This is a genomic window from Kineobactrum salinum (assembly GCF_010669285.1).
GTDB lineage: Bacteria > Pseudomonadota > Gammaproteobacteria > Pseudomonadales > Halieaceae > Kineobactrum > Kineobactrum salinum.
The window spans coordinates 4,254,383-4,269,758 of sequence record NZ_CP048711.1 but is presented as its reverse complement, the minus strand read 5'-3'; the positions used below and the strand labels follow the sequence as shown (position 1 = coordinate 4,269,758).

Annotated in this window: 12 protein-coding genes; all 12 read right to left on the bottom strand. The window is 60.7% G+C overall.

The genetic code is table 11. From position 1 onward, the window contains the following. Window positions 1-17: 17 nt before the first annotated feature. Window positions 18-554, bottom strand: coding sequence for a DUF4376 domain-containing protein (locus G3T16_RS18990; RefSeq protein WP_163496607.1), 537 nt, complete (start codon window positions 552-554; stop codon window positions 18-20). After that, a complete protein-coding gene (locus G3T16_RS18985; RefSeq protein ID WP_163496606.1) occupies window positions 554-2,098 on the bottom strand; it encodes a hypothetical protein in 1,545 nt (514 codons plus the stop codon). Before G3T16_RS18985 ends, G3T16_RS18990 begins: the two co-directional genes overlap by 1 nt. Further along, window positions 2,098-3,765, bottom strand: a complete 1,668-nt coding sequence (locus G3T16_RS18980) for a hypothetical protein (protein WP_163496605.1) — start codon at window positions 3,763-3,765, stop codon at window positions 2,098-2,100. Before G3T16_RS18980 ends, G3T16_RS18985 begins: the two co-directional genes overlap by 1 nt. Further along, window positions 3,762-4,223 (bottom strand): hypothetical protein, encoded by a 462-nt coding sequence (locus G3T16_RS18975; RefSeq protein WP_163496604.1) that lies wholly within the window; start codon window positions 4,221-4,223, stop codon window positions 3,762-3,764. The genes G3T16_RS18980 and G3T16_RS18975 overlap by 4 nt, the downstream gene beginning before the upstream one ends. Then, a complete protein-coding gene (locus G3T16_RS18970) occupies window positions 4,210-4,497 on the bottom strand; it encodes a hypothetical protein (protein ID WP_163496603.1) in 288 nt (95 codons plus the stop codon). The genes G3T16_RS18975 and G3T16_RS18970 overlap by 14 nt, the downstream gene beginning before the upstream one ends. 58 nt (window positions 4,498-4,555) lie before the next feature. Beyond that, window positions 4,556-6,472, bottom strand: coding sequence for a thermonuclease family protein (locus G3T16_RS18965; protein WP_163496602.1), 1,917 nt, complete (start codon window positions 6,470-6,472; stop codon window positions 4,556-4,558). Then, window positions 6,457-11,148 carry a hypothetical protein gene (locus tag G3T16_RS18960; protein WP_163496601.1) on the bottom strand — a complete coding sequence of 1,564 codons (4,692 nt, stop codon included), beginning with the start codon at window positions 11,146-11,148 and terminating at the stop codon, window positions 6,457-6,459. Before G3T16_RS18960 ends, G3T16_RS18965 begins: the two co-directional genes overlap by 16 nt. 8 nt (window positions 11,149-11,156) lie before the next feature. Further along, window positions 11,157-11,894, bottom strand: a complete 738-nt coding sequence (locus G3T16_RS18955; RefSeq protein ID WP_163496600.1) for a hypothetical protein — start codon at window positions 11,892-11,894, stop codon at window positions 11,157-11,159. Window positions 11,895-11,902: 8 nt separating this feature from the next. Beyond that, window positions 11,903-13,597, bottom strand: a complete 1,695-nt coding sequence (locus G3T16_RS18950) for a hypothetical protein (protein ID WP_163496599.1) — start codon at window positions 13,595-13,597, stop codon at window positions 11,903-11,905. Window positions 13,598-13,658: 61 nt separating this feature from the next. After that, window positions 13,659-14,270: a hypothetical protein gene (locus tag G3T16_RS18945; RefSeq protein ID WP_163496598.1), complete on the bottom strand. Its 612-nt coding sequence runs from the start codon at window positions 14,268-14,270 to the stop codon at window positions 13,659-13,661. Continuing rightward, a complete protein-coding gene (locus G3T16_RS18940; RefSeq protein ID WP_163496597.1) occupies window positions 14,267-14,944 on the bottom strand; it encodes a hypothetical protein in 678 nt (225 codons plus the stop codon). The genes G3T16_RS18945 and G3T16_RS18940 overlap by 4 nt, the downstream gene beginning before the upstream one ends. Next, a complete protein-coding gene (locus tag G3T16_RS18935) occupies window positions 14,937-15,365 on the bottom strand; it encodes a hypothetical protein (protein ID WP_163496596.1) in 429 nt (142 codons plus the stop codon). The genes G3T16_RS18940 and G3T16_RS18935 overlap by 8 nt, the downstream gene beginning before the upstream one ends. Window positions 15,366-15,376: the final 11 nt, after the last annotated feature.

Here is a 15,376-nt window from a genome sequence, read left to right as displayed (position 1 = left end):
CAGGAGAGCCAGAACTATTACTCTGGCCACTCCACAAGTTCGACTTCTGCAGCGGTTGTCGCCGCCATTATCATAGCCCTAACACTCTTGCCTTTGGCATGGGCGGTCATCGTACTCATGCCGAGCGCAATTCCTACCTCCTCCAAGTCCAGCGCGGTGAGGTCGACGGTGCTGTTGTCCTTGAGGGTCCACGTGACCTCGAAGCCCGGGATCAGCGACGCCAGCTGTACGGAACCTTGAATCCGGGCCTGAGACACTTTATCCGCGTCAAATACCAACCCGTTCCAGGTGAACTCCCCGAACTCCTCAGCGCTCCGATGGCGCTTCATTTCCTCCCACTTCCGTTCCTTGAGTTCCTCCAACGGCACAGGCTTCAGCGCAAGTTGGCCTGTTTGTAGATCTATATGGAACCCAGGCTCTTCGTGCAGCTCCTCAGTCTCGATATAGGCCGCCCCCGTAGGGACATTAAAGGGGATATCCCCTTCTGGTATCGACATCCTGTTTTTGATAGCGCCTGTCGTGGTGTCGTATACCACGATGTGTTTTATGCTCATCACCGCTTGACCCCCAAAACCAGATAAGTGCCTCTGAGTACGTTGATGGTGCTAGAGACCCCTTCCCTCTCCGCATAGATTCGGACTGTGACACTGCTCTGAGCGGTGGCGATGGTTACCATACGGGCGAAGTAGATTGTGGCACCCCCGGAGTTCGGAAAAGTATAAGCCCCTCCGCTTAGGATGTTATTGCTTTTACCGTCCACATAGACCGCTGCCCGGAGGGTAACCCCATCGCCAGTGGAGCCTCCAGTAGCCATCAAGGAGCCCATAATCAAGACTCTCTTCAAAGTCGCGGTCCCTAGCGACACTGTCAGACTCCCTATTTGGACGGGGCTCGTAGGTACGTTCGAGTACGAACTGATTGAACCCGCAACCGGCACAGTTATAGCGTCGTCTGCAATCTGGAGGGTGTCTACAGCCAGGTCTCCGATCTTAGCGGTAGTGATGGCTCCGTTCTCGATCTTGGCGTTGGTGATTACCCCGTTGGTGATCTGCGCCGCCGTCGTGATAATGCCTGCAGCTGCGATCAGACCCCCGGTGATCGTGTTCGCCACGATCTTGTCACCAGTGATCGAGTTCGCTGCCAGCTTGTCGGTCTCAATAGCCCCTGCCTGGATCTTTACCGCCGTGACTGCGTTGGTTGCGATCTTCCCCGCAGTGATCGCGCCCGCCGCGATTTTACTTGACCAGATTTGCCCTGCAGCGATGTTGTCTGCATAGACCGCACCGGTCGAGAGCTTACCCGCCGTGATTGCCCCAGCCAAAATCTTCGCTGAGGTAACAGCCCCGGCCTCAATAGTGGCCGCCGTCACTGCGTCAGAAGCGATCTTCCCCGCAATCACTGATCCGGCCGCCAACTTCGCCGCGGTGATCGCGCCAGCCTCCAGCTTCGGCGTGCTGATCGCCCCAGAAGATATCTGTGTTTCCGTGATCTGCCCGGTAAGTTTCGCGGTGGCTACAGAGGCAATCTGGGCATCGGTCAACTGGCCCGTAGTGATTTTCGCTGCGTCAATACCTGCGATCTGGGCATTGGTTAGCTGCCCTACGATCTTCGCCGCCGCGATGTCTGCCAACTGCTCATTGGTCAACTGTCCTATAACATCGACCGCAGGTACCGCCGCCGTCCACTCCGTCCCTGTCCACCGGTAGAGCTTGTTGTCTACCGTGTTGAAGATGATCTGGCCTTGGTACTCTCCGCCAAAATCAGTGCCGTTATGGATCGGTATAGCGTTGACCCCGGCATTGGTAAAAAGCTCCTCAACTTCCTCCGCCATATCGTCCAGGTCGGACTCGAACTTATCCCAGTCGGTCGGAGGCTTCCCCTCCGTCGCCGGCAGCAGTCGCCGGCCAGAGGCGACCACGATGCCTGTGTCGACCAGCTCCCGAACAGTCACCGCCCGATCCAGCTCGTTCTTGCTGCCGCCAGCCCGGACGGTCAGCGCATCCCTCACGGAGGTGAGGAAGTGCCGCAGGTCAGGGTTGACGCCTGCAGGGACGTTAGGGATCGCCGGGATCGGGCGGAATTGCCTGGGATCTGCCATCAGCCGGTATCCGTCAGATCTTCGTGGAGCGCGACGTAGATCACCTCTCGATCATCTTTGACCGAGAACGCCCACTCCGTGGCCTCGAAGCCCGACGGTAGCGCGGTGATCGGGCCTGTCACGTCCTCGTCGAAGCGCACCGTCAGTGCTGACTCCCCTACCGGGCCGGCCCAGGAGTTCTCGCCTGCCTCAATCGTGACCCGAACAGGGTATTCATTCGCGCGGATTTCGAGGAAGGCAAAGTTGGTCGGCTCGGGCATCGTATACACCCGAGATTTCCAGAGGAATTCCATGTTGCTGCCGAAGTCAAACTCAGCCAGATAGTTGTTCTCGTCCCGGACCATCAGCCGGCCATGGGCCGTGTTGAAGTAGGCCACATCGGAGTGCTGGGTGGTGTTTGTCCAGGCGTTCGCCCCCTGGTTGAGGTCGAGGATCATGCACCCTTCGGTGTCGTCGATCGTGCGCTTCCAGTACAGGACATAGCGCCCTTCGGCGTTCCCCGCCAAGACATTGTCCCCAGTAGGCATCATATTCGCCCACAGGTTGTTCATTATTAGCTGTTCGGTGACTAGCGTGAACGACTGCCCCTGTACAGCCACGATCCCGTCGGCAGCGGTGTACATCGCCCACCCGCCCATGTCGACGATGGTGTGGCGCGAAGTACCCGCCCAGCCCTTCTCGGGGGTGAACATCGACAACGACGCCGGGTGGCTCCCGCCCACCATCACTGGTAAGCCTTCCGTGACGACCAGCAAGCCACCGGCAGTCCAGACGATGCCGAGGATCTCATCGCGGCAGGTGATGCTGTATTCCAGCGGCCATGCGTGAGGGAGGTACGGCTCGCAGAAGTACACCGTCTTCTTCGCGAAGCCCGCCAGAATGCCATTAGGTCCAAGGGCCAGGCCCTGCAATGGACCATCCGGCCACAGCGTGGCGTCATCGTCGGGTGGCCCCAGCCAGGTGAGGCTGGGTAGAAGTTCCTGCAGCTCGTCGTTGGGGACCGTGTCCTCAAAGGTCGAGGTGGCCAGCGGTAGATCCGTGACGTACTGGAACCCCGTGTCCTCGGTACCGGTATTGGAGCGGTAGACCCGCCACAGTGCGCCAGCCCCGAAGTTGTACCCGGTCAAGGTGGGGGTGCTGGGGAGCGAGACGACGACCGGGTCGTTCCGGTACCGGTCCAGGCCTCCAGACGGCAGGCTCGGCGGCCCCTCGGCGCCAAAGGCGTCGACCAGGGTCACCAGGTAATATACGGTCTCGATCTCAAGCAGATTCTCCGGGTCCTCAACCACCTCGGGAGCGCCCGCCGGCAGTGCCGCAGTAGGTCCGTCTTCGGGGCGCGGAACACCCAGGCGGTAGACCGAGCTGTTGGAGCGGACCTTCGGGTAGCTGGAATCGGTGTAATAGAACCGCGCATAAGCATCATTGGCGACGGGGCTCAACGTAGCCGACACCCGCTCATCGAACTCCACCCAGCCGTGTTGGTAAGGGAATACGGATTTCGTCGAGGCCGCCAAAACCTTATCCGTTGGTTTCGGGTACCGTAAGGCGCGGAGGTTGTTCCTCTCGAACAAGCAGTTGTCTGCGATCTGCGCCAGGCTGTCCGCCATCTTGCGCGCATCAATGCCTGGGGCGATGCCGCCGAAGCTCTCTTGCAGGATGCTGGTCATGGGGTGAACTCCATGAGCTTGCGGACGTTGCGGACATCACCGTGGAACCAGCTAGTACCCGTCTCCATGGCTGTCAGGTAGGGGAACTGCTTCGGGTGCCGGCGGATATAGTCCCGCGCCTCGTCCGCGGGGGTGTCGCGGAAAAGCGCGTCGAACGCACGGCCGTATTTGTGTTGGCTGTAGCTGGTTAGGTATTTGTGCAGGCCGAACGCATCGTCGTCATGCACACTCTGGTAATACCCTAAAGTGCGCAGGCCAGACCACTCGCGGCGGCCATAGACCGCTATCAGCCGCTCGGAGAACCAGGTGTTAACAAAGGTCGGGCCGAACTCTTCGCGGCATTGATCGGCGGTGATGAGCATCCGTTCATCGAGAAGCTCCCATGCCTGCTCCCCTCGCTCTTGGTAGGCCAGCTCCGGGACAAACTCCTCGACCGAGAAGTGCTTAGGGATGTACATAGGACCCCCCGATCAGCTCCTTGATCTCGATGACGGTCTCTTTAGTGGATTGGCTCTGTTCTCGGATCACGACGACATCGATCTGCATGGTATCCAGGCGCCTATCTACCTGCTCTATCTTGTTGTCCAGTGTCTGGTAGTTGCCCGCAAAGTCATGGCTAATCGCTGCCGCTCGACTCACCCACAGCAGCCAGGAGGTTGCGCTGATAATAGCTGTCACCGTCACCCCCGTGAGCACTGCGAACCCCACTTTCTTCATCGCTTCTGCGGTCACCAAAAAGACCCCCCGGATATGCCATAGGTATTACCTATATTTTACCTCGAAGCGAAGGTCACTGCCCGCGTTTATATTTACTCATGATCGCTCTCCAGTCCTGGGGGTTGATCGCGTACTCATCGGCCCAGACCCCTTTATTCTCTCCCTTGACCCTGTTCGCGGCCTCGGCGTAGATCGTCCGTAGGCCCGCGGGCATCTCGTCTGCGTAGGTGTGCGTGTACCAAGCATGCCCTGTCCGCAGCATCTCGGCGTTGATATCCTTCCCACCCAGAAGAATCCGGGCTAAGTTCCGTCCGTGCCGCTCCTTGCCATAGGAGTGGATCGCCACGTTCTTGCCCAAGATCATCGCCTTCAGCGCCGCCCCTGCTGCGTCACCCCCGGGCTGGCTTGACTCAGCGGTGTCGATTCCGAACAGACGGACCCTCTCCGTTCCCCCATCCGGGAGGCTGATCTCCACCGTGTCCCCGTCTAGGACCCCAATCACGCGCGCGGTATAGGGCGCCTGTTGCCGGCGCTCTGGCTTACGCTCTTGGACCCGGACCATGTTGGAGTACATCCACCGCTCAGGGCCAGTCTCCTTCACCCTCCCTTCGCCGCGCAGGGCGGGGATCTGCCGCAGCAGCGGCAAGCTCTTCAGTGCCTCATCGCCGCTGATCCCCTCTCCGTCGCCGAATAGGTCGTAGAGGTGACTGGTTGTTGGCCCCATCCCGAAGGCGAAACTGCTAGCACTAGGGTCCCCGGTGACCGTATCGTAGATCGGGTCGAAGAACGGCGCACTGGTGAACAGTCCGGTGCGGTCAGCCCACTTCGCTACCATATCCGTCCAATCTTCGTCGTTCGCTTCGTAGCTGCCTTCCGCCCCGAACGACTTGATACGGTTGCGCAGCTCATCGCTCATCGCCCCGAACAGCATGAACAGCAACAGGCCGGGGGCCAGCAGGGCCGCGTTGTCCGCGATTGCAGCTGCCGCGGTCGGGTTCTCCTTGTGCCGCGCCGCTACCTCCCGGGCCAAGCCTCCCAGCACGTTCTTGTTGAACGAGTAGGCGAAGGTCTTCAGGTGGAAGATGAAGGTGCCCAGCGGATGGTTTGCCCAGGTTGGCCGTTCGGCCACACTCGGGCGGAGCACTGACTCGTTCACGAAGCGGTTGATGCCATCGCGGACATGCTCTGCGTCCAGCGCGTGCTGACCCATACCACCCTGCGTTAAAGATTCCTTCGTGCCCTTGAACGTGGCGTCTGACAGCCACCGCCTCACTACTGCCTGGTCCAGGCCAAGCTCCTCCAGGTATCTCTCGTGTCGCTTGCTCCCTTCGCCTGCTTTCACGCTGCTCTGGCTAATAAACTGGACAGCGACCTGGGTTGAGACCATCCGGGTGTAGTTCACCAGTGGCTCGTTCATGTTGTATCGGAACAGGTACGGGAGGGCTCTACGGAAGAAGCGCCCTCGGCCAATCTCGCTCGCATAGGGCGTGTACATTTCGGTAAGCATAACGTCCGCGATGTTGCGGTCCACCGTGCCCATTGCCTCGGCGAACTCCCGCAGTTCGGAAAAATCCTGGACGTTGTTGAACAGTGCTGAGGCAAAGCCCCGGAGGTTGAGTTCCCCTTTCGCCCGTACAAACGCCACCGCCAGCTCCGGGATACTCGCGACACCAGAAAACAGCAGGGTGCCGAGCGACTCGAAGGCGCGGACCTCCCCGATCAGGTTATAGCGTAGGCTCTTGGGGTCCAGCGCTTTGTCTGGCCGCTCCATGTAGTTCTTGATGATCTTGTCCGTGCGCATCGCCAGGGTTTTCTTTTGGCGGGGCGACATGCCTTCCCCCTGCCTTTCAACCGAGCGCGTCACCAAGTCCTTGAGCCCCAGCTCCGGGTCATACCACTCGTACAGCCCTTCATTAGGCTCGCGCAGAAAGCCCTGCTCTATGGCCTGAGCCTTGGTCTCGAACCCATACTGCTTCAGGTACTCGCCCAAGATTCGCTCGTTGCGTGCATAGCGATCCGGCCGCTCTTCTGGGGGTAGTGCCTCTCGATGGTGCTGGGTAGTTCTGCCTTGTTCAGGTATTTGTAGCCCCCGAACCGCCGCTCCCGCTCCGCCCGCTTCACTGTTGCGCTGAAATAACTGCTGAGCGCCGCTATCGGGTCAGGGTTCAGGAAGCCTGCGTCGATCAATGCGTTGGCTGTCTGCTGGTCGATCCGCCGGTCATAGCCGATCCTCGCCCGGACACTCATGAAGCCGTCCGGTGCGTTGATCTGGTCGTTCATCGTGATGTTCTCGAACACCTGCTGGGCGTCTCGGAACCCACGGGCGGCCAAGATCTGGACGAATTCGTCAGAGCGCCCCATAATCTCGTTCACGTCGTACAGTCGGGGGAAGTAGTTCTCCACGTTGCCTAGAGTCGGCATCGCCTCCTTGAGATACTTATGATAACTCCGCAGCAGCTTGCGGATGCCCAGCGCCGTCGGTGTCAGCTCCTTATCGGGCGTCTGCCGGTTCAGTTGGTCATAGACCTGGCGCAGGGCGCCGCCCTGGACATTCCGGGGGACCAGTTTCTGGAGCCGCCCAACCCACCGCCGCTGTTGCAGGGCGATCTGGTTCAAGACCGCGGTGTTGTTCCCCTTGGAGCTGTTCTTCTTGTAGAAGGCATCCGCCAACTCATGAAGCCCCATCCCACGCAGGTTGTTGTCCTGGTCGAACAAGATCCCCGCCGTACTGGTCCCTGCCAGCGCCTCGATCGGGTCCTTCATGAACCGCGCGTAGAGACTTTCAGCCCTCTTGAATACAGCCTGGTCGGTATTCTGTGCGGGGGTAGTCGCCTCCGCAGCTGCTTGGTTCACTGCAGCTTTGAGGGCCTCCCCGGCGTCGAAGTATTCCTGCTCCGCCTGGGTCATGTTCTCCATCGGCCCCAGCCCGAAGCTCTTGGCGCGCGCGAACACGTTCTCGCCTTTGTACATCTCGATCGCTTGCTCGAACTTCATGCTGCGGGTCATGCGGGGGTGCAGCCTGCCTTTGATCGCGTTGAACGCTTTGCGTAAGGTATCGACGCTGCTGCGGAAATACCGCTCAGCCAGGCCTCGGTCTCTGCTGGTAACCTCCCCTCGCGCGCGCGCGCTGATCTTATCTGCGAACCACTCTTTGAACCCGCCGCGGGCTGAATAGGCCCCGTCCTTCTCCCTCTCTGCCTCAAACGCTTGTAGGAGCACCCGGGCGATACGGCCCTCCATCACCGTTGTCGGAGCATCCACTATTCCTCGCAGAGAATTGTATACGCCGTGCCCAACCTCATGACCCAAGCGCGCCAAGAATTCAGCGCGGTCCTGGTGTGGCCTGACGACGATCACGCCCTGACGCCCTTTTGGGATGAACACCCCTAGTTGGCCCGGGTCCTGGAACTTCTGCTCGATAGCGGCCTGCTCCCCCGCCGTGATATGTCCGGCGCGGAACAGTTGGTCCACTGCGGTTGGGTCGGCTATCACCAGGCCGAGGTCGCCCAGCCCTAGTTCGTTCAAGATGCCCTGGGTGAAGTTCGCCGCATGCTTGCCCATGCGTCTTCCGTAGGTGAGCGTCCGGCCCAGCGGCTCGCCACTTTTAGGCTCCGAAAGGCCAGTCGTCGATTGTTCAGCCTCGCGGTCAGCGGTCAGCGTGGCCTCGTCCAGTTCACCTCTGACCTGGTTCTCCTCGGCCCGAAAGTTGATCCCCGCTGCTTCCTCGAACGCCTCTTTCCGGTTCCGCAAGGCTTCCGCTCGACGGTCCTGGGCCGTGCGGCGCCGAGATGCCGCATCAGCCGTATCCGATGTCGTTGCTGGTTGGGGTCGCTCTGGGAGTTTCCCCTCTTTCCGCTCGCGTTGCCCTGCTGCATGCGCGGCGTTCGTCGCCTGGTCCACCCGCGTCTTCTGGTAGGTCGGGCTCGCCTGATAGATGCCCTCCTCAATGTCGTTGCGCAGGATCAGGCCCTTCACCAGGTCATAGCCTACGATCTCGCCGCTCTGGATATGTTCTACGCCATCGACGCCCTGGATCTCATCGCGCTCGATGAAGTTGCTCTCGGAGAACTCAGCGATGCGGTCGCCGCCTATCAGATCTGTCGCCTGCCCTGTCCGCTCCCCATCCTCGTCCCGGTAAGCGCTTAGCTGTACCGACCCGTCTTCGGATCGGCTGATGCCCGGGGCGGAATTGCTGCGCTTACGTAAAAAAGTCGCCGCTTGCTCCTTCCGCGCCCGGCCGTAGGTAAGGATAGTGCCCTTCCCTTTACCTATGATCCATTTGCGCCCCGCACCGATCATCGTTTCCGCCGGTATATCCCCGTCATGGAGCATATCGCCGTATTCCGCAAGCACCGCCAACCCGGTCTCGAAGGCCGAGAGGGCCATCTCTGTTTCCGTGAGTTCCGTGCTCCTGCCTTCGGCGATGTTTATCTCCCTTCCCAGTGAGGTGATATCCGGCGCCAGCAGGACTATCCCCGAGGCTCTATCTTCAGTACTGCGTAGGGCCAGGAACTGGCTCTCCCAATCAGGTTCGGTCTCGATCTTCCTATCTGTCCCCGCTATATTCCTCGTGCGGCCCAGCTTCCTCCGCCCGCCAACGCGGCCCGGTGCCCAGGAGAGCAAAGCCTTTACTGCTGAAGCAACCGTCATCTCGGTCACACCCTTATCCAGATGTGCCCGCAGCTCCTGCGGCAGGTTGATCATTACCGAACCCGCTAACTGGGTCGGAAGAATCTCGTCCTCGATAAACCATCGCTTGCCTGGGACTCTCCGCTTCACGCCTGCGAGTGCCGCATCGACCAGTTGCTGTTCTACCTCTGTGCCCTTGTTGGCGAAAACCCGCCTAACGATAGCTTTCGTAATCCCAGGGGCGTCCTCCTGTAAGGCGCGGTAGCCCTCGTCACTGCGGCTTGTCGCTAGGTTGAGCAACATGCTGCGGTATTCCTCGTCGGTGGTCACCTGTCGCTGCACCAGCCGAGCATCCCCCACCGACTCGCTCGTGGGAAGTAGGTCCACCTCTACCGCGCCCGCTGCTATATCGGCATCTTCGGCGACCGTGTATTGGTCGGCCAGGTTGTTTCTGATAGCCCGCAATGCGATTTCGAGGGAGGCGTAGCCTCTCGGCCGCGCTACGATGAACTCCCCCTCTTCTGTCTTGCTCACCTGGTAGGCAAGCGGACCTTCGCTGTCCTCATTCAACTGGCTCGCCCGGGCCTCTGCGTCCTTCGAGTTTTTGTATCGGCGGGGGCGCTCCCCGTCCACGCCGTTTACTTCAATCCGCACTTTGGGCCGGGTATCTGCGCCCTCGACCAGGTCTCCACGGATCAGGTCCTCACGGGTCTGCGCGTTCGGGTCGTCGTCCAGGGCATCATCAGCCGCAGCGGGGGTGTCCTGGGCCGGTGCCTCGGTATCTTGCGGGGCAATCAACGTCGCTGTGCCCCCGGTCTCCCCCTCGGCGGCCTCGCGCTCAAGTCGGTCTACCACTTCCCCCAGCCTGTTCATAGCTTTCACCCGGGCGCGCTCTGCCTTCGGGTTCTGGAGCTTCCCGCCGAGCAAAATGCTGCTGGCCGCTTCTCGCTGTTCTTGGTCAGGGTAGAGTTCCCTTAGGGCCATCCTGATCGAGGCGAACGCCCCGCCCTCGATAGGGTCCTCTTCTGTTCCACGTGGAGCGGAGGCAGCGGGTTTTTTAGGGGCCAGCTTTGCGATGGAACCATCGACAGCGCCGGACTTCTCGGGGCGATCCTCGCGCGCGCGAAGTGCGGGGAGTTTTATAGCAAAGCGTCCGTCCTCCAGGGGGACGACCTGATACCCGATCGCCGTATTTTCCCCTGTATCGGTCTTCCGCGCCCTCGCATCCAATACCCGTGCATGCGCTCGCGCAGTCGGCTCGTCGTCGAATACCTTCTGAGTCTCGGGTTCGGCCGGTTCAGCACGCGCCGCCTCCCGGCGCTGGAGCACCGTCGCAGCGTCCGTAACCTCGACAGCGCCGCCTTCTGGTTTCTGCCGCTCGGCTTCCGCGAGGTCCTGCCCCAGGTTCTGCTGGTTGGTGGCTCTCTCGAATATCGGGTTGCCGTCAGCATCGTTGGCGATAACCGCGGTACCGTCCGTGTCTTCCTTACCTCCGGGGGTGTTGAACAGTACCTCCCCCATCAGCGCCTCAGAGCCTCCCTCCTCCAGAATGGCTGCGCGCTTCTCGGCGTTAGTCGTATAGGCCACGCCGTTCTCGGTCGGCGCCTGGAGCACCCCCTCCTCCAGGAGAGCCTCGGACGGCTGAGGGGAGCCAGCGGTCACCTCGACACTATCCTTGCTCGAACTCGGGTCCATCATCGCCCTGATCTGCGCGTCAATGGTCTCCTGCGACTCAGCATCCATGTGGGTGCCGCGGTCCGGGTCCATCGCGGCCCGCACCGTGGCGTCAATGCTGCTCGCCTCGTCGATACCCCCGGCCGCTTCGTCAATCGCTGCGTCGATCTCACCGCCCAGGCCGTCGGGGTCGTAGCGGAACTGCGTCCCCTCTTTGACGGCCGAGACAGCACCGCCCAGGGTCCCGCCGACCAGGCCGCCTTTGATCATCGCCTCGCGGATTTCGAGCTTGGCCTCGTCGCCGAACATCTCGAAGTCAGGGTCATGGATGCGAGTAGCGATATGGTCCACCACTGTCTGCATGCCTTCGGTCACCGACTCTGTAGCGGTAGTGATACCGGCGTCGGCACCGATGCGGGCAATGAGCTGGGGAGGTCTTTCGTCGGGACGCCCGCTCGTTTGGCAATCGCCAGGGCCTGCAGCGGCGCGATAGTGTCCAGCGCACCCTTGACCGCGCCAGCCATGAGGGCTGTGCCGGGGGCGTCGATCCCATCGGCCATAAAACCCATCTGGGTTTCGCCCGAATTCTGGGCGAAGTTGGACGCCAGTACCCCGGCCGCCGCGCCCATATCCACTGGGCTTCTGCCTTTCACCCGCGCGCGGAAGGCCCCGTAGGCTTTCTCGCCGACCTGGCGCTTGAGCCCTTTGCCAATAGCCGCTTTCTGCCCCACGGTTAGCGCAGCTCGGCGCGCTGCAACCCCCGCGATGCCGCCGCCGATGGCCCCTGCCACCAGATCGGCCCCTAGCTGGGGTACCTGCTCACCGAGTGCTTCCAAGAAATAGGTGCCAAACGTCGCCAGGCCGTCCACATCATCCCAGCTGTGGATCTCCGGCGGGTTGGCCGCGATCTGCTCCATGTTCCGCTGGACACCTTCCTCGCCCCAGGCTTCGACAGCGTCGATACCCGTCAGCCGGCCCAGCGCGTTGGTCACAGCGTACAGGCTGCCCTGCATCTGATCTGCGCCGCGGTCCACGGCCCGGCTGAAAGTGCCTGGTTGTTCCGGTGCTGTAGGGCGTATGGAGCCTATCGTATCCAGATAACTCGACATGAGCGCCCTTATTCAGTGAAAGATCGGAGTGGGCTACCTTCTTGGGCAGGGCGCTGTTTACTCGCGCCAGCTATTCCGATGCGCTGAGCCCATTCGATATAGGCTTGCACCTTCCCTGGGTTATCCCAGTCCGACCCGTCAGGGGACAGTGCCGCCTCCGGGAAGGTCTGGTTAAACGCCTGCAGTGTGTTCGGGTTCATGAGCTTCTCAGCCAATTCCTCTCCGAAATCAGCGTACTGTGACTTCGCCATCGCTTTACCATTGGCGTCTTTACTGTTCATCAGGTCAGCAGGCATAAACGCATCTCGGATATTCGCATGCAAGATCCGCTGGGAGACTATAGGCACCTGTAGTGTCGGAGCCGGCACGGGTTCGCCGTCCGCACCAAGGAGCCCCTGCTCAATCAAGTTGCGCTTTAGATCCACCCCGCTCTGAGGTATCGCGGTATTGCCTTCGGCAGTGCGCAGTGCCACCTCGGGGTTATTCCCGCTCAGCTGTGCGTTACGCAGGACGCGGAGCCCCTGCTCGCTAAGAGCGTTCTCGCCTTGGTATCCCTGCGGCGCTTGCTGCTCTGATGCAGCTCGAAGTCCCTCTGCTGGGTCAGTTCGCCCGGGGGCTTGACCTGCGGTGTACAGGTCTTGGCGGAGGGTTGCTAACTGGTCTTTGGTCGTGAGCAGGTCTTCCATCCCCCGGGTAAAGTTGCCTCCAGCCCGGCCGGTAACAAGGTCAGTGACCCCTGATACCACTTTGTTCGCGACACCTACTCCGTCCCGGAAACCTTGGGGGAGCTTGTCATACAGCTGCCCAGGGAGTGCGACGGCGGAGTCTATTTGCCCCGAGCGCTTTTCCAGTTCGAGCAGGCGTGCGTGCTGGGGAGAGCCAGGTTCTGCCAGCTCGTCCGCTGACATCCCTTCTGGATCAGGCGCGTTCAGGTCCCCGTTCGCGCGGGCCTTTTCTGGGTCATAACCCTCAGTCTCAGTGCGGGCTTTCTGAAAAGCCTGCGCAGGGTCCAACCCCTCATAGCCAGGGGGGATCTGCTTTTCCAAACCGGCGATCTGCGGAGAGCCATAACGGTCACCCTCCGCCATAACTATTGCCATTGCGGTTTTAAAGGGGACCATCATGGGGGTGTCGCCCTCGTCGAGCTTCCCACGGTTCGCGGTGTAAGCTACGGGGCTCCCCTTACTATCCCTACCCTCAACGAGCACCATACCAGTGCCCGGATCGTAGACTAGCCGGGCGTCGTTTGCAGACCCTCCACTCCCTATAATCTCCTTGAACCGAGGGTCGTCATTCAGGATTGTCATCCCCTGCTGTACGAAGATCTCGTCCTCTTCCGCTGCTGCCCAATCCCCGTTGTGCTTGTTGAATAGATCTACTTTGAGGACCGTCGAATCCGCGGCTACCCGCGCATTGTTATAGGTCTCAGCAGCTTGCCGCGTTACCTCTTCATCGCCAGAAGCTCTCGCGTTCGTCGCCCTGATCCATGCGGCTCCTTTCTCCTCATTGAGAGCTTGCGCCGCCAAGGCGAGGTCGTGATTAGCACCGTGTTGCTCTTTCTGGAATTCGAGTGTCCGATCAAACTCGCTGGCGCGCGCATCCCGGGCCATCCCTGCCTCGGCACGTCGGGCTTCCAGGCTTCGGTTGAACTGGTCTTCGTTCTGGCGCAAACCCTCCTGCCGCTGCGTGTAATCCAGGATCATCCCGGCCCCACGGAGTCCGCCTTGCGCCAACCCATTACCGATGTTTCGCATACCTGATTCCCTACATCATCACCGCGGCCATCATGGCCATCGACGCGAGCATTTGTGTATTCTGGGCTTTGGCCCCTGCAGCTGCCTGGCGGTTGGCGTTATCGCGGTTGCTTTTCAAGTTGGCCGCCTCGGCCATCCCTTCATTGCCCGCCGACATCACCCCCCGGCCGATGTTGATCATCTCGTTGCGGAAGCCCACGTTGCGGTCAAACTGGTTCAGGCGCGCATTGTTCACGTTGTCCGCCGAGCCGGCGGCCTTGTTCAGCGCCATGCCGACGTTCTGGGTCTCCTTCTCGGCTTTGGTCTGCCGGAAACCATAGCGTGCCGCTTCCCGCGAGCTACGAGCCTTCCCGATCCCTACCGAGTTGTCTTTCCCAACTCGCTCCTTCGCATCGTTGATGATGGACATGTCCCGCAACGATGCCAGGGCGCGGTCCTCGACCGGGATATAGTCTTCTTCGTAGTTTTCACGTTGACGCCTGCTGACAGAGGCCAGGGTGGCCTCTGGGTCGTTCGCGTCATACCGAACAGGAGGCCTACCGTCGGTCCCAATCTGGTTGGTCCCGGCGGTAATCCGTTCCATCAGGTCGTTGCTCGCCGTGAACATTCCATTAGAGATCATGTCAGCCTCTTACGGAGAAAAGTGCCAAAGCCAGACAGTTCTTCATCAGGAACCCGAAAACCTTGCGGAGGGCCGAATTGGTCGGGGCCTAGTTTGGCACCCTTCCGCGCTGTTGCTCGGTCGTACTCAACATAACCACGCGCAGCGCCGGCGCCGACTACGCCCCCGATCGCTTCTGCTTTCGCAGCGTCTTTCGTTGCCTGTGCCTGGAGCTTGGACGAGGCGTTTTTGTTCGCCACTCTAGCCGCCTGGGTCAGCCCTGACTGCGCGCCCCGCGCAGTGTCCCGTCCAGTTTTGATCACGTTCAGCGTGTCCGCGTCGATACTGTCACGAGCGCCCTGATCAGCGGCGATTCTGAGTCCGGTTTTTTCTTCGCTCGTGAGGGCAGCGTTGTTCGCCAGCGACATCCGCGCCGCGCCGGAAGCGCCGGTCTTCTCGGTCAGCTGCCTGAAGCCCTTCTCCTTGGCGGCCGCTGACGCCGCCTCCAGGTCAGCATTGCTTCGGCTAGAAAGCATTTCGCTACGGGCGCCTGCGTCGGCGTTAGTCAGCTCCTTGATAGCCGCCTGTTCAATCGGCCTGAACGCTTTTTCGTGGCGCTTCAAGTCCTTCACTGCCGTCTCGGCGGCGAGCTTCTCTTGCGCGCTGGCTTTCTGTTTCGAGGGCGAGCTAGCCACCGCGGACCTCCTTGACCATAGTCACAGACCGTTCTCCAAAACCCAGGGCAGGAAGGACTTTCTTCCATCCCGGCCGTCCAGTCATTTCAATCTCAGCGCATCCGTGCCCGTGCGCCCACTCCACCAGTATGTCGAACAAAGGGACCCACTGTTCTCTGGGCACTATCGTGGAGAGGGTGCGGATCTCCATCGTCACTTTCTCCAGGTATTGCACGAACCCGGTCGTGACCGCACCTACCACCATGCGCGCTTCTTCGTCGATAATCAGCCAAAGCGTGAGACCCCCGGACACTAACTCGTCACTGATTCCGTCGACGTCATTCTCTCCCCCATCATGCTGTAACGCTCGCGCGATATAGATGGCTGCAAAGTCGATCGCATCCGCGGTGTGAGCTGTTTCTACCCGCCTCAACACCAGCATCAGATTCCTCC

Coding starts and splice junctions, on each gene's coding strand:
- G3T16_RS18990 (WP_163496607.1), bottom strand. CDS start 554: ATGAGCATAAAACACATCGTGGTATACGACACCACGACAGGCGCTATC.
- G3T16_RS18985 (WP_163496606.1), bottom strand. CDS start 2,098: ATGGCAGATCCCAGGCAATTCCGCCCGATCCCGGCGATCCCTAACGTC.
- G3T16_RS18980 (WP_163496605.1), bottom strand. CDS start 3,765: ATGACCAGCATCCTGCAAGAGAGCTTCGGCGGCATCGCCCCAGGCATT.
- G3T16_RS18975 (WP_163496604.1), bottom strand. CDS start 4,223: ATGTACATCCCTAAGCACTTCTCGGTCGAGGAGTTTGTCCCGGAGCTG.
- G3T16_RS18960 (WP_163496601.1), bottom strand. CDS start 11,148: ATGCAGACAGTGGTGGACCATATCGCTACTCGCATCCATGACCCTGAC.
- G3T16_RS18955 (WP_163496600.1), bottom strand. CDS start 11,894: ATGTCGAGTTATCTGGATACGATAGGCTCCATACGCCCTACAGCACCG.
- G3T16_RS18950 (WP_163496599.1), bottom strand. CDS start 13,597: ATGATCCTGGATTACACGCAGCGGCAGGAGGGTTTGCGCCAGAACGAA.
- G3T16_RS18945 (WP_163496598.1), bottom strand. CDS start 14,270: ATGATCTCTAATGGAATGTTCACGGCGAGCAACGACCTGATGGAACGG.
- G3T16_RS18935 (WP_163496596.1), bottom strand. CDS start 15,365: ATGCTGGTGTTGAGGCGGGTAGAAACAGCTCACACCGCGGATGCGATC.